This window comes from Bacillus salacetis (assembly GCF_049177075.1).
Lineage (GTDB): Bacteria > Bacillota > Bacilli > Bacillales > Bacillaceae_B > Rossellomorea > Rossellomorea salacetis_A.
In genome coordinates this window covers 3,356,135-3,370,433 of record NZ_CP185377.1, presented here as the reverse complement: position 1 = coordinate 3,370,433, position 14,299 = coordinate 3,356,135, and the positions used below count along the sequence as shown (strand labels likewise).

The 14,299-nt window shown below is 43.4% G+C and carries 13 protein-coding genes; 10 read left to right on the top strand and 3 right to left on the bottom strand.

Annotated features, from left to right (window positions below):
* Nucleotides 1–20: 20 nt before the first annotated feature.
* Nucleotides 21–422 (bottom strand): sigma-w pathway protein ysdB, encoded by a 402-nt coding sequence (locus ACOJQI_RS17640; protein ID WP_421380361.1) that lies wholly within the window; start codon nucleotides 420–422, stop codon nucleotides 21–23.
* Between the two features lie 182 nt (nucleotides 423–604).
* On the opposite strand from ACOJQI_RS17640, the gene ACOJQI_RS17635 reads away from it, so the two are divergent.
* Nucleotides 605–1,093 (top strand): dUTP diphosphatase, encoded by a 489-nt coding sequence (locus ACOJQI_RS17635; RefSeq protein ID WP_421380358.1) that lies wholly within the window; start codon nucleotides 605–607, stop codon nucleotides 1,091–1,093.
* A 126-nt stretch (nucleotides 1,094–1,219) separates the two neighbouring features.
* On the top strand, nucleotides 1,220–2,305 hold the full coding sequence (locus ACOJQI_RS17630) for a M42 family metallopeptidase (protein ID WP_421380355.1): 1,086 nt from the start codon (nucleotides 1,220–1,222) through the stop codon (nucleotides 2,303–2,305).
* Between the two features lie 168 nt (nucleotides 2,306–2,473).
* On the opposite strand, the gene sspI is transcribed toward ACOJQI_RS17630, so the two are convergent.
* A complete protein-coding gene (sspI, locus tag ACOJQI_RS17625) occupies nucleotides 2,474–2,683 on the bottom strand; it encodes a small acid-soluble spore protein SspI (protein WP_421380352.1) in 210 nt (69 codons plus the stop codon).
* Between the two features lie 142 nt (nucleotides 2,684–2,825).
* Here sspI and ACOJQI_RS17620 point away from each other — a divergent pair, with 142 nt between their 5' ends.
* From ACOJQI_RS17620 to pheT, 3 genes are all read left to right on the top strand, one after another.
* Nucleotides 2,826–3,587, top strand: coding sequence for a TrmH family RNA methyltransferase (locus ACOJQI_RS17620; protein WP_421380349.1), 762 nt, complete (start codon nucleotides 2,826–2,828; stop codon nucleotides 3,585–3,587).
* A 362-nt stretch (nucleotides 3,588–3,949) separates the two neighbouring features.
* Nucleotides 3,950–4,987, top strand: coding sequence for a phenylalanine--tRNA ligase subunit alpha (pheS, locus tag ACOJQI_RS17615; protein WP_421380346.1), 1,038 nt, complete (start codon nucleotides 3,950–3,952; stop codon nucleotides 4,985–4,987).
* A 22-nt stretch (nucleotides 4,988–5,009) separates the two neighbouring features.
* Nucleotides 5,010–7,424 (top strand): phenylalanine--tRNA ligase subunit beta, encoded by a 2,415-nt coding sequence (gene pheT / locus ACOJQI_RS17610; protein ID WP_421380343.1) that lies wholly within the window; start codon nucleotides 5,010–5,012, stop codon nucleotides 7,422–7,424.
* A 96-nt stretch (nucleotides 7,425–7,520) separates the two neighbouring features.
* Here the strand turns inward: pheT and rnhC are convergent, their stop codons facing one another.
* Nucleotides 7,521–8,450: a ribonuclease HIII gene (gene rnhC, locus ACOJQI_RS17605; protein ID WP_421380340.1), complete on the bottom strand. Its 930-nt coding sequence runs from the start codon at nucleotides 8,448–8,450 to the stop codon at nucleotides 7,521–7,523.
* A 177-nt stretch (nucleotides 8,451–8,627) separates the two neighbouring features.
* Here rnhC and zapA point away from each other — a divergent pair, with 177 nt between their 5' ends.
* The 5 genes from zapA to ACOJQI_RS17580 all read left to right on the top strand — a co-directional run bounded on the left by zapA (nucleotide 8,628) and on the right by ACOJQI_RS17580 (nucleotide 14,175).
* A complete protein-coding gene (zapA, locus tag ACOJQI_RS17600; RefSeq protein ID WP_421385505.1) occupies nucleotides 8,628–8,888 on the top strand; it encodes a cell division protein ZapA in 261 nt (86 codons plus the stop codon).
* A gap of 7 nt (nucleotides 8,889–8,895) precedes the next feature.
* Nucleotides 8,896–9,438, top strand: a complete 543-nt coding sequence (locus tag ACOJQI_RS17595) for a CvpA family protein (RefSeq protein ID WP_421380337.1) — start codon at nucleotides 8,896–8,898, stop codon at nucleotides 9,436–9,438.
* 196 nt (nucleotides 9,439–9,634) lie between these two features.
* On the top strand, nucleotides 9,635–11,353 hold the full coding sequence (gene polX / locus ACOJQI_RS17590; RefSeq protein ID WP_421380334.1) for a DNA polymerase/3'-5' exonuclease PolX: 1,719 nt from the start codon (nucleotides 9,635–9,637) through the stop codon (nucleotides 11,351–11,353).
* A gap of 21 nt (nucleotides 11,354–11,374) precedes the next feature.
* Nucleotides 11,375–13,735, top strand: a complete 2,361-nt coding sequence (locus tag ACOJQI_RS17585; protein ID WP_421380331.1) for an endonuclease MutS2 — start codon at nucleotides 11,375–11,377, stop codon at nucleotides 13,733–13,735.
* Nucleotides 13,736–13,767: 32 nt separating this feature from the next.
* Complete coding sequence (locus ACOJQI_RS17580; RefSeq protein WP_421380328.1) at nucleotides 13,768–14,175, top strand: DUF350 domain-containing protein; 408 nt, start codon at nucleotides 13,768–13,770, stop codon at nucleotides 14,173–14,175.
* Nucleotides 14,176–14,299 lie beyond the last annotated feature (124 nt).

Here is a 14,299-nt window from a genome sequence, read left to right as displayed (position 1 = left end):
AAAAAAGAAGCCGGAAAAGCTTATTCCATTTCCGGCTTCTTTTTTTTGTATATGAATTCTTTCAATGGACTTTTCCAATCGATTGAGGCATTGGGGTATCTTTCCAATATTTCTGTCTCAACATATTTCAGGTCTTCATAGCTGATGCCTTTTAATGAACTGGCGTTTTCGACCCATACAAAAATGGAAACAACGTCGAATGCCCGGTCGGTGGTTCCAAGGTACTTCTCTCCTTGAAATAAAACTCCCTTATAAGTGACAAGAAAATTTTTTCGGACGTTTTCTTGATCATCCAAGAAATAAAACTTCTTTTGTTCCATTGCCAATTCCAACTTGCGCTTGGGATTCACAATGTATTTAAAAGCACGGTATAATAAGTAAATAATAAGGAAAAAGATCAAAATTCTAATAAATATCAGCACAAAAAACCCCCCAGACAATCATACAGCATAGTCCAACTATCTCTCTCTACGATTGAGTCGCAAAAAAGTTTCATTTTTTTATAAAAAAATATATTTTTTTTATAATGACTATTCAGTATGGTATAGTGTTCGATGCGATAGACAGATTTTACGAGGGTAAATAAAGAAAGGAAGCCGTTATAGTGAATATCAACCAATTATTCGAAATGCAAAGAGAGCTCGATTCGTACATAGAAAAAGAACATGGACTTGAAGATGCCGACCTTTTTCATAAAAAAATTATGGCGCTTCTTGTTGAAGTTGGAGAACTTGCAAATGAAACGAGATGTTTCAAGTTCTGGAGTACAAAACCTTCATCTGAAAAAAGTATCATATTGGAAGAGTTTGTAGACGGAGTGCATTTCATTTTATCTTTAGGGATTAATATAGGAATCCAGCACTTTGAGTTAAGAGGTGCCAACTACGCTGAAAAAGATGTGACGAAGCAGTTCCTGGAGATTTATACTGCGATCAATGACTTTGGATCAAGAAGGTCTGTTACAGAGTATGATCAGCTTGTACACCAATACTTTTATTTGGGTGAGCTGCTTGGTTTCTCTCATGAGGAAGTTGTAAAGGCTTATAAGCAGAAAAATGAAGTGAATTACCAGAGGCAGCAGGAAGGATACTGAGGATATAAAAAGAAAAAGAGAGGAATCCTAACGTTGCCTGCATGATTTGAAGTTTATCTTTTGAATAAATTCTGATAATTTGTTATGATTGTTTGTGGTACATAAAATCATTAGGGGGTCGAAATAATGGCGAAACTTGACGAAACACTAAGCATGCTGAAAGATCTTACAGATGCTAAAGGTGTGCCAGGGAATGAGCGCGAAGCAAGAGATGTAATGAAGAAATACATAGAGCCTTTCGCTGACGAAATCACAACAGATAACTTAGGGAGTTTGATTGCTAAGAAAGTCGGCGATGAAAACGGTCCGAAAATCATGGTAGCAGGCCATCTTGATGAAGTAGGCTTCATGATTACCCAAATCGACGATAAAGGATTCCTTCGTTTCCAAACAGTCGGCGGCTGGTGGTCCCAGGTAATGCTGGCACAGCGCGTGACAATTGTAACGAAAAAAGGTGACATCACAGGTGTAATCGGTTCTAAGCCGCCGCACATCCTTCCTGCAGAAGCACGCAAGAAGCCGGTTGATATCAAAGATATGTTCATTGATATCGGTGCATCAAGCCGTGAAGAAGCACAAGAGTGGGGCGTTAAACCAGGAGACATGGTTGTACCTTACTTTGAATTTACTGTCATGAACAATGAGAAAATGCTTTTAGCGAAAGCTTGGGATAACCGTATCGGCTGTGCAATTGCCATCGATGTCCTTAAAGGATTGAAAGGCGAAAACCATCCAAACGTCGTATACGGCGTTGGTACAGTTCAAGAAGAAGTTGGTCTCCGCGGAGCGAGAACTTCTGCTTCAAAAATCAAGCCGGATATCGCATTCGGTGTCGATGTTGGTATCGCGGGAGATACTCCTGGAATTTCTGAAAAAGAAGCACAAAGCAAAATGGGTGAAGGCCCTCAAATCATTCTTTATGATGCTTCCATGGTATCTCACAAAGGGCTGCGTGACTTCGTAACAGATATTGCTGACGAAAACAACATCCCTTACCAATTCGATGCAATCGCAGGCGGCGGAACAGATTCAGGTGCGATCCACTTGACGGCTAACGGTGTCCCTGCATTGTCCATCACAATCGCGACTCGCTACATCCACTCTCATGCGGCGATGCTTCACCGTGATGACTATGAAAATGCTGTAAAACTCATCACTGAAGTCATCAAGCGTCTTGACAAAGACACAGTAGCTAAAATTACATTCGATTGATAAGTTTGAAGAGACTCCTTTATGGGGTCTCTTTTTAAAATTCAAACAAATTCAAGTCTCTTAGCGTGATACATTGACCTTCTGGGTACATGTCTCGAGGAAAGGGAAGAAACCTATGTCCTTACTCCTTAAAAATCAAAAAACGGATGCCCTAAGCATCCGCATTCCTTATTTGTTCAAACCTTCTTCGATTGTTTCAAGCAGCATTTTCTGCTCCTGAGGATCGGCATTATTCCAGAATACTTCCATCAAAACGCCAAGTCCAGGCAATGTTTTCTCTTCTCCGCCCTGGATCGCATCCACAATCGTATCCTTTAATTGATCCTGATTGTTTCCTGATACATTATGGATAATCGCATTACGTAAGTTCAAGCCCATTTTAAACGCTCCTTTACCCTGATATTAATGTTTTCTTGGATATCTTCTCCTGTCTTGACGTTTATTATGTATAGAATGTAAGGTATAATATAATTTCAAAAGCGGCAGGTGCCGCCAAACTGTTCACAAGGAGATACTGACTGTGAAATACGTCCAATCTGCAAAAAATCCGCAAGTCAAGCAATGGAAGAAACTGCAAACGAAAAAAGAGCGTGAAAACTCAGGTACATATATAGTCGAAGGCTTTCATCTAGTTGAGGAAGCCCTGAGATATAAAGAGGTTATCAAAGAGGTTCTTGTAAAAGAAGGAGTCGATTTGCCTTCAACGTGGAACATAGATGAGGTCTCTGTGATCACCCTCTCTGAAGATGCCGCCAAAGCGGTGTCTGCCACTGAGACAAGCCAGGGAGTATTTGCTGTCTGCTACTATACTGAAGAAAGGACTTTCGGGCTGAAGGGTAAGACCTTCTTGATGCTGGATGAGGTGCAGGATCCCGGAAACCTTGGGACAATCATCAGAACCGCCGATGCTGCAGGGATTGATATCATCATCCTTGGAGAGGGTACAGCGGACCTTTACAATCAGAAAGTACTCCGATCCGCACAGGGAAGCCATTTTCACCTCCCTATTATCAAAGGCGACCTTCAAGAATGGATTCCTCAGTTAAAAAATGAAGGAATTCCTGTATACGGTACAGCATTGGAAAATGGAGTAGAGTATCATACAGTATCCGGCTCAGATTCATTTGCGCTGATTCTTGGAAATGAAGGAAATGGGGTTTCACCAGCCATTTTGGAATCGACGGATCAAAACCTATATGTTCCGATTTATGGGAAGAGTGAATCCCTGAACGTAGCCATTGCGGCCGGCATTTTAATGTATCATTTAAAAAAGGCGCAATAATTTCACGAAAAGGTTTGAAAACATCTTCAATGTTTTCTATAATAGATTGCACATATGTTAAAAACAATGATAGAGAAAAGTAGCATGTTGTAACCATTCCAGGGAAAGGGTGCCCGGACTGAAAGTGCCCTTATGGACAGCATTGTGAACGTTCACCTCTTGAGTTGGCATCGGGACCGTTTCCATTAAGGAAGCCGAAAGATGCACCGGCGAAAAGCCGTTATCCCAATGAAGAGAACACAGGACTCGTCCTTGTGTTTTAATAAGGGTGGTACCGCGACGATAACCTCGTCCCTTGATTGGGAGGAGGTTTTTTTGTTGTTAAAAATAAATTGCCAAAATTATCTAAGGAGGCCATTTGCATGGAAGACAAATTAAAGCAGTTGCAAGAGGAAGCTCTTCAAAAAATTGAAGCAGCAGAAGGGCTTAAAGAACTCAACGATATCCGTGTTGCCTATCTCGGGAAAAAGGGACCAATTACCGAAGTATTAAAAGGTATGGGCAAGCTTTCTGCAGAGGAGCGGCCGAAAATGGGAGCTCTTGCAAACGAAGTACGTGCGGCAGTCACAGCACGTCTTGAAGAAAAGAATGAAAAGCTTGAAAAGGAAGCGGTCAACAAGAAGCTTGCAGCAGAAACAATTGATGTCACTCTTCCTGGAAGGCCAGTCAAAAAGGGAAGCAGACATCCATTGACGAAAATTGTGGAAGAGATTGAAGACCTCTTCATTGGAATGGGCTACAGCATCGCTGAAGGACCGGAAGTGGAAACAGACTTCTATAACTTTGAAGCATTGAATCTTCCTAAAGGCCATCCGGCAAGGGATATGCAAGATTCTTTTTACATCACGGAGGAAACGCTGCTTAGAACCCATACCTCGCCGGTTCAAGCCAGAACAATGGAGAAGCATCAAGGGAAAGGGCCGATCAAGGTCATCTGCCCAGGAAAGGTGTACCGCCGCGATAATGATGACGCGACGCATTCCCATCAGTTCATGCAGATAGAAGGATTGGTCATCGGTGAGAATATTCGAATGAGTGATTTAAAAGGGACGCTTCAGATATTCGCGAAGAAAATGTTCGGTGAGGACAGGGAAATCCGCCTGCGCCCAAGCTTCTTCCCTTTTACAGAGCCTTCTGTTGAAATGGATATTACATGTAAAATTTGCGGCGGAGAAGGTTGCAGCGTATGTAAAGGAACAGGCTGGATTGAAATTCTCGGCGCCGGGATGATCCATCCAAATGTATTGGAAATGTCGGGATTCGATTCTAAGAAATATACTGGTTTCGCATTCGGTATGGGACCAGAACGGATTGCCATGCTGAAATATGGAATCGACGATATCCGCCACTTCTATACAGACGATGTTCGTTTCCTAAAACAATTTCAAACGCAGGAATAAAAAAGCTTAAGGAGGCAGGAAAATGTTTGTTTCATATAAATGGCTGCAGGATTATGTAGATCTCTCCGGTATCAATCCTGAAGAGCTGGCTGAAAAAATCACCCGGAGCGGAATTGAAGTCGAGGGTGTCGAAGTTATCGGAGAAGGTATCAAAAATGTGGTAGTAGGACACGTTTTGGAATGCGAGCCTCATCCAGATGCAGATAAGCTGAACAGATGCCAGGTGGACGTAGGTGAAGGTGAGCCTGTTCAAATCATCTGCGGCGCCCCGAACGTGGCTGCCGGCCAGAAGGTGCCTGTGGCGAAAGTAGGCGCGGTCCTTCCAGGCAATTTTAAAATCAAAAAAGCGAAACTGCGCGGTCAGGCATCAAACGGGATGATCTGTTCACTTCAGGAGCTTGGAGTAGAAGGAAAGCTGGTTCCAAAAGAACATGCAGAAGGTATTTATGTCTTTGCCAATGATGCAGAAGTTGGTTCTGATGCTGTTGCAGAACTAAACTTGGATGATGCGGTTCTAGAGTTGGGACTGACACCAAACAGATCAGACGCCTTGAGCATGCTTGGTGTTGCTTATGAAGTAGCTGCCATCCTTGGACGTGAGGTTAAAAAACCTGAAATCAAAGTCGAAGAGGTTTCTGAGAAAGCTTCCGACTATATCACAGTAAATGTAGAAGCGACAGAAGATAACCCTCTTTATGTGGCTAAGGTGATCAAAAATATCAAAATCGGACCGTCACCGATGTGGATGCAGAACCGCCTGATTGCATCGGGAATCAGACCGCATAACAATGTAGTTGATATTACGAACTATATCCTTCTTGAATACGGTCAGCCGCTTCATGCATTTGACTATGACCGCCTGGGCTCCAAGGAAATCCTTGTGAGAAGAGCGAAGCAGGACGAAGTGATTGTCACATTGGACGATGAAGAAAGAACATTGAATGAAAATCATTTAGTCATCACAAACGGAACAGAGCCGGTTGCGTTAGCGGGTGTAATGGGCGGCGCGAACTCTGAAGTAGGCCAGGATACAACAACTGTTCTTTTAGAGTCAGCTTACTTTGCGGGTGGAACGGTCCGCGCAGCATCCAAAGACCATGGACTGCGAAGCGAAGCGAGTACACGATATGAAAAAGGTGTGGATCCAAATCGTGTAAGAGAAGCGGCTGAAAGAGCGGTTTCCCTGATGTCACAGTTTGCTGGCGGCGAGGTATTGGAAGGTTCCGTCACTGTTGATAACCTGAAAGTAGAACCTGCTGTTGTGACAATCACTTTGGAAAAAATCAATTCTGTCCTGGGTACGGATATCAGTGCTGACGAAGTGGAATCAATCTTTAACCGCCTTCAGTTTGAAGTAAAGGTTGGAGAAAATGAATTCCAAGTGACAGTTCCAACACGAAGAGGAGATATCACGATCGAAGAAGATCTTCTTGAAGAAGTGGCAAGACTTTATGGTTACGACAATTTACCGTTGACCCTTCCAGAAGGTGATGCAACTGCAGGCAGCCTGACTCCATTTCAGGCCAAGCGCCGTTCAGCCCGCCGCAATCTTGAAGGTTCAGGTTTAATGCAGGCGATCACTTACTCATTGACAAATGATACAAAAGCCGGCCAGTTCGCGCTTCATAAACGTGAGCCGATCCGACTGATCATGCCGATGAGTGAAGAGCGGAGCAATCTGCGTTTAAGCATCATTCCCCAATTGCTAGAAGCGCTGTCATATAACATTGCCCGTCAAAATGATTCTCTTGCTTTCTATGAAATCGGATCTGTCTTCTTGAAAGAAGAGAATCAGGAGCTTCCATCCGAGCATGAGCATATTGCAGGTGCGGTAACTGGACTATGGAACAGCCATCCGTGGCAAGGAGAAAAGAAGCCAGTTGATTTCTTCGTAGTAAAAGGAATCCTGGAAGGTCTGTTTGAGGAAATGGGTGTAACGGAATACATCAGCTTCCGCCAGGCGGAAAGGGATGGCATGCATCCAGGCCGTACAGCAGAAGTCCTGCTGGATGATACAGTAATCGGATTTGCAGGCCAGGTACATCCTGAGGTTCAAAAAGAGATGGATCTGAATGAAACATATGTATTTGAAATCGAGGCTGCACCAGTATTCAATTTCAATCTGCCGGCACTTCAGTACACTGCCATTCCGAGATATCCATCCATTACAAGGGATATTGCTCTTGTAGTCAACCAGGAAGTCAAAGCAGGCGAGCTGAAGTCCATCATTAAAGAAGCGGGCGGAAAGCTGCTGAAAGAGGTATCCATCTTTGACCTTTACCAAGGTGAGCATATGGAGCCTGGCAAGAAGTCCCTTGCGTATTCACTGAAATACTTTGATCCTTCACGTACATTAACAGACGATGAAGTCGTCAAAGCACATAACAAAGTCCTTGATGCGGTGAAAGACAAAGCTGGAGCTGAACTAAGAGGATAACCATTTTTGAAAAAACCACCCTTGCAGTATGAATGCAGGGGTGGTTTTTTTGTTTCAGTCGATTTTGGGCTATTACTGCTTTTAAAAAATTTGTGCTTATCCGAGCGCAAGCTTCTGCGCTTTTTCGCTATTCGCAAAATGCCACTTTGTTATTTTTTTCAATTCTGCAGTACCGGACCTGCGAATGATTTTTGCACCAGCGATATCAACCTGCTTACCGGCCCCCTTTGGAAGAGTGAATCCTGCAGCGGCACTGAGTTTATCCATCTCTTTTACAAACGCATAACGTGCCAGGATCGAAGCAGCGGCGACAGATAAATGAATGCTCTCACCCTTTGTGCTGAAGAGTACTTTTTCCCTCTGGATCTCCTTTTGGCCGGCAAGATACTTGTAGTAAGTATTCTCCTCCGCAAATTGATCAATCAATACGGCCTCCGGTTTTTCCGGTGCAATTTTTTGATGGAGGTTCAAGAGTGCCCGGTTGTGGAGCAATGCTTTGATTTTTCCTTGAGACATGCCTTTTTCCTGCAGGTCATTATATTTGTCGTTATGACAGATAAGCAGGCTGTATGGAATGACAGACACAAGGTCCTTTGCGATGGCGACTATTTTTTCGTCAGTGAGGTTTTTGGAATCCCTGACTCCAAGTTCCTTCAAGAGCGGAATCTGTTCCTTTTTCACATAAGCTGCAACAACAGTGATAGGGCCGAAGAAGTCTCCTGTCCCTACTTCATCTGAACCAATGACTGACATTTCCGCAAAGTTGGCCGGCAGTTTAGGGTTCGTTTTTGGTTTGGTGCTTTTTGAAGAAGCAGTGCTGTCAGCAGTTCCCCATCTCCCTGCCTCCGTCTGTCCGCTTCCACCCTGGAATAGGACTTTTCCGGAACGATAAGCGGTGATGGTGCAGCCGGGTACTTTGGCGGTGAAGACTGAACCAGGGGGCATTTTTTCCTGCAGATTTTTCTTATAATAAGATTTCATTTCGTTGATTTTTCCTGTAGTGCATTGTAAAACAGTATTTGCCACAAAGCCCATTCCCTTCTGAAAAAGTGTTCATATGTATATCGAACTTAAATCATACCAAACTTTGATTGCTTTTAGAATTGTTAACAAAATTAGACTTAAAATGACATTTTCTTTCCCATAATAAATCTATTCGTGTTATGATAATGTTTAGGATTCTTATGATAGGGGGCTTTCATGTTGTCTCAAGAACAAAAAAATCGTACTACTGTGGATATATATGGGACGCAATATGTTATTGTCGGAACCGAATCTACCAGTCATATCCGCCTTGTGGCTTCCCTGGTAGATGAGAAGATGAGAGAAATCAGCTCCATGAATCCTTCCCTTGATAAAAGCAAGCTTGCAGTACTGACAGCGGTGAACACCCTTCACGACAACCTGAAGCTGAAAGAGTACTGTGAAAGTCTGGAAGAAGAATTAAAAAAATTAAAGGATTGAAAATACTATGCTTGATTTAGCACTATTGATTATCCTCATTTTCGGATTCTTTGTCGGATTGAGGAGAGGGTTTATCCTTCAGCTTGTACATATGACAGGTTTTATCATTTCTTTCATCATTGCCTATATTTATTATGATCAGCTCGCACCAAAATTAACTTTATGGATTCCTTTCCCTGTACTTGACGAAGAATCCACATTGAACATGCTATTTGAAGCAACGAATCTGGATCAATCTTATTATCGGGTTATCGCGTTTGCCATCATCTTTTTTGCTGTCCGGATCCTGTTTCAAATCATTGGTTCGATGCTTGATTTCCTCGCACACCTGCCAATCCTCAAGCAGTTGAATGTTATTGGAGGCGGGATTCTCGGATTCATTGAAACCTATATTATTATCTTCATTCTATTATATATTGCGGCATTGCTGCCAATAGCGATGGTTCAGACACTCCTGAACGATTCCGTGCTTGCTGAATTCATGATAACGCATACGCCTTTTTTATCCGGCCAGGTCCAAGACTGGTGGATCAATTACGTATCAGAATAAACTTCACAAAAGGACTGGCCCATTCATCTGCGGCCAGTCCCTCTTTGTGTATAAGAATGATATCTGCTCCAGGCTGCCTTCTCCCCTAGTTATCTTTTTCCTTTTAGGCATGTATTCTGATAGTATTAATATTGGAGGCTGCAACCAGCCTATTGATAGAACATTACTCTGTAAATTCATTTAAGAGGGTGATCAAATGAGTGTAAATAAGAAAAATATTATAAAATTACTCGAAACAATTGCTATATATATGGAACTTAAAGGTGAGAACACATTCAAAGTCTCGGCTTTCCGGAAAGCGGCCAATGCTCTGGAAACAGATGACAGAAGCCTGAATGAAATAGATTCTTTTACAGCAATCAACGGCATTGGTAAAGGAACGGCGGCTGTCATTGAAGAATACATTTCTGATGGAAAATCCAGTGTTCTTGAAGAACTTCAAAAAGAGGTTCCAGAAGGGCTGGTGCCTCTCTTGAAGCTCCCAGGCCTTGGCGGTAAAAAGATTGCCAAGCTGTATCAGGAATTGAATGTTACCAATATTGAAGACTTAAAAGAAGTCTGTGAAGCAGGCAAGGTTTCCTCTCTTTCCGGTTTCGGTAAAAAGACGGAAGAAAAAATCCTTGCGGCAATCGAAAGTGCAGGTTCACAGCCGGATAGGCTCCCGATCGCGTATATGCTTCCGGTCGCTGAGAAAATTGAAGAAGCCCTGAAAGGAATGAAAGGGATCAAAGAGTTTTCCCGTGCCGGAAGCTTGAGAAGGATGAGGGAAACCGTGAAGGACTTGGACTTTATCATTGCAGTGGATGATGTTCAAGGTGTTAAAGAACAAATCCTGAACCTGCCGGATATAAAAGATTCAGTGGCTGCCGGAGACACAAAAATTTCGCTTACCTTCCGCTATGAATGGGAAGTTTCAGTTGATTTCAGACTGGTGAATCCAGAAGAGTTTGCCACTGCCCTTCATCATTTTACTGGTTCAAAAGATCATAATGTCCGAATGAGGCAGATTGCCAAGGAACGAGGAGAAAAGATCAGTGAATATGGAGTGGAAAACGCAGAAACCGGCGAAGTGGTGACCTTCCGTTCTGAAGAAGAATTCTTTGAACATTTCGGGATTCCTTGGATTCCGCCGGAACTGAGAGAAGATGGCAGGGAAATCGACCGCTATTCCAAAGATTACGGGTTAGTGGAGTTAAAGGATATCAAGGGCGACCTGCATATGCACTCCACCTGGACGGATGGAGCCTATTCATTGGAAGAGATGATTGAGGCATGCAGGGCAAAAGGTTATAAATACATGGCATTCACCGATCACTCCCAGTATCTTAAAGTGGCGAATGGGTTAACTGCTGAAAGGCTTTTAAAACAGCGGGATGAAATCCGGAAATTGAATGAAAAATATGACGATATTACCATTCTGTCAGGAATAGAGATGGACATCCTTCCTGATGGAACTCTTGATTATGAAGATGAAGTCCTTGAACAGATGGATCTGGTCATTGCATCCATCCATTCGAGTTTTACACAATCGAGGGACAAGATTATGGACCGTATGAAAACAGCATTGAAAAATGCCCATGTCGACATCATTGCGCATCCGACAGGAAGGATCATCGGCAGAAGAGAAGGCTACGCTGTCGATGTTGATATGCTTATTGAACTGGCAAAAGAGACGGGGACTGCCCTTGAATTGAATGCCAATCCAAACAGGCTGGACCTATCCTCAGAAAACATTAAAAAGGCGGAGGAAGCAGGGGTCAAGATTGTCATTAATACTGATGCCCACAGCATCGACCACTTGGAATTCATGGAAGTCGGAGTCGGCGCTGCCAGAAAAGGATGGGTAAAAGCAAGTTCTGTCATTAACACCTATGACAGTGATGACTTGTTGAAATTCTTAAAAAGAAACGATTGAGGATTAGGGGGAATATACTCCATGAATGATAAGGTACTAAGGACTCTGGAATTCAATAAAGTAAAAGAGCTTCTTGCAGGCTTTGCAGCTTCTGCACTGGGCAGGGCGAAAGTGGAAGGTCTTCAGCCATCCACTTCACTGGAAGAAGTAAGCAGAATACAGGAAGAGACAGATGAAGCGGCCAATATATTAAGAATAAAAGGACACGCACCACTGGGAGGGATATTCGATATCCGTCCGGCAGTGAAACGTGCAACCATCGGCGGGATGCTGAGTCCCCAGGAATTTGTACAGACAGCCAGCACCATCCGCGCAAGCAGGCAGTTCAGGTTGTTTATGGAAGACCTGGAAGAGGAGGACGAAATCGAACTGCCGATCCTGGCCGAGAAAGTCAGCCAGATGGCTGTTCTTACTCCTCTTGAACATAAAATTAAAGCAGTTGTGGATGAAAATGGAGCTATTCTCGATTCGGCTAGTGATACTTTAAGGCAGATCCGTTCCCAAATCAGGGCAAATGAAGGGCGTATCAGAGAAAAACTGGAGAGGATGATCCGCTCCAGCAATGCACAGAAGATGCTTTCTGATGCGATTATCACCATCAGAAATGACCGGTATGTTATCCCTGTAAAACAGGAATACCGCGGGAATTACGGCGGAATCATTCATGATCAGTCTTCTTCAGGCCAGACACTATTCATTGAACCGGAAGTGATTGTGTCGCTGAATAATGCTTTACGCGAATTGAAACTGAAAGAAGGCCAGGAAATTGAAAAGATCCTTACTGAGCTGACAGTTGAGGTCAGTGCATATTCAGAAGACCTTTTGACGATAGTATCGATTCTTGCCGATATTGATTTCATGTTCACCAAAGCAAAGTACGGGAAGTCCATAAAAGGAACAAAGCCGGAAATCAACGGCGACCAAGTGTTAAGGCTGAACAGGGCGCGACACCCAATGCTCCCTATTGATGAAGCGGTCGCCAATGATATTGAACTCGGCAAAGACTTCAGTTCCATCGTTATTACAGGTCCCAATACCGGCGGTAAAACGGTGACGTTGAAAACCATCGGCCTTTTGACATTGATGGCACAATCTGGACTTCAAATCCCGGCCCTGGATGGCTCTGAAATGGGTGTATTCCAAAATGTCTATGCTGATATCGGTGACGAACAGTCCATTGAGCAGAGCTTGAGTACATTCTCTTCTCACATGGTGAATATAGTGGATATCCTCGGCAAAGTAGACCATGAAAGCCTGGTGTTGTTCGATGAACTTGGAGCGGGCACGGATCCTCAGGAAGGAGCGGCGCTTGCCATCTCCATCCTGGATGAAGTCCATCAGCGCGGGGCGAAAGTTGTGGCTACAACCCACTATCCTGAACTTAAGGCTTATGGTTATAATCGTGATGGTGTCATCAACGCCAGCGTAGAGTTTGATGTAGAAACACTTAGTCCAACTTATAAATTGCTGATCGGTGTACCTGGACGAAGCAATGCGTTTGAGATTTCTAAGCGTTTAGGACTGGCTGACAGGGTGATCCAGCGTGCGAAGTCGCATATCGGCACAGACAGCAAGGAAATTGAAAACATGATAGCTTCCCTGGAAAAGAGCAGGAAAGACGCTGAAGCTGATTACGATGAAGCGCATGAACTACTGAAGCAGGCCGAAAAAATGCATAAAGATATGCAAAAGCAGATGATGGAGTTTTACGACAAGCGGGACAGCCTTTATGAAAAAGCAGAACAGAAAGCCGCCCAAGTTGTTGAAAAAGCGAAGGATGAAGCAGAAGGCGTTATCCGTGATTTAAGAAAAATGAGGCTGGAAAAAAGTGCTGAAGTCAAAGAGCATGAACTTATTGAAGCAAGGAAGCGGATTGAAGGGGCAGCACCGGAACTGGACAGAAGCAAGCCGAAGAAAGCAGCTGCCAACCAGAAGCGTGAACTGAAGCCTGGTGATGAGGTCAAAGTGCTTTCATTTGATCAGAAGGGTCATCTTGTTGAGAAGGTTTCGAACAAGGAATGGCAAGTGCAGATGGGAATCATGAAGATGAAGGTGAAAGAATCCGACCTTCAGTTCATTCAAGCAGAGAAAAAAGTGGAAACAAAACCGCTTGCGACTGTGAAAGGAAAAGATTTTCATGTGGGATTGGAACTGGATCTCCGCGGCGAGCGCTTTGAAAATGCACTTTCAAGAGTTGAAAAGTATATTGATGATGCATTACTGGCCGGTTATCCTAGGGTGAATATCATACATGGAAAAGGCACTGGTGCCCTTAGGCAGGGAGTGCAGGAATATTTGAAAAATCACCGTTCTGTAAAACGTGTCCGCCTTGGTGAAGCGGGTGAAGGCGGAACAGGGGTCAGTGTAGTAGAATTCAAATAGCGGTTAATAAATATATTTAAGGGAGTTTCGGGATGGAGAACTTTTGGGAAAATCAATTTATTCAGACAGCCGGTTATTATAGTGTCGTCGTACTGTTCCTTGTTCTGTTTCTTGCCATTTTTGAGCTTGTCACCAAATATAAGAATTGGGAAGAAATCAAAAATGGGAATCTGGCTGTGGCGATGGCAACCGGAGGGAAAATCTTTGGTATAGCGAATATCTTCAGGCACTCGATTGCTGAAAATGATACACTGATGACCACAATCGGCTGGGGAGTTTTCGGATTCCTTCTGTTGCTGTCCGGATATTTTATTTATGAATTCTTAACACCAAAGTTTAAAATCGATGAAGAAATAGAAAAAGACAACCGGGCAGTGGGCTTTATTTCCCTTGTCATATCAGTCGGCCTTTCCTATGTCATAGGGGCAGGCATATCATAAGGAGAGAGAAATGGAAACGTTAGCTAAAGTATTATTGGGACTTTGCGCCTTATTTATCATAGTAGGTATTCTTTACCTGGTGTTTTTTGTATAGGGTATTCATGAAAGGGAGAGCGGTCAATCC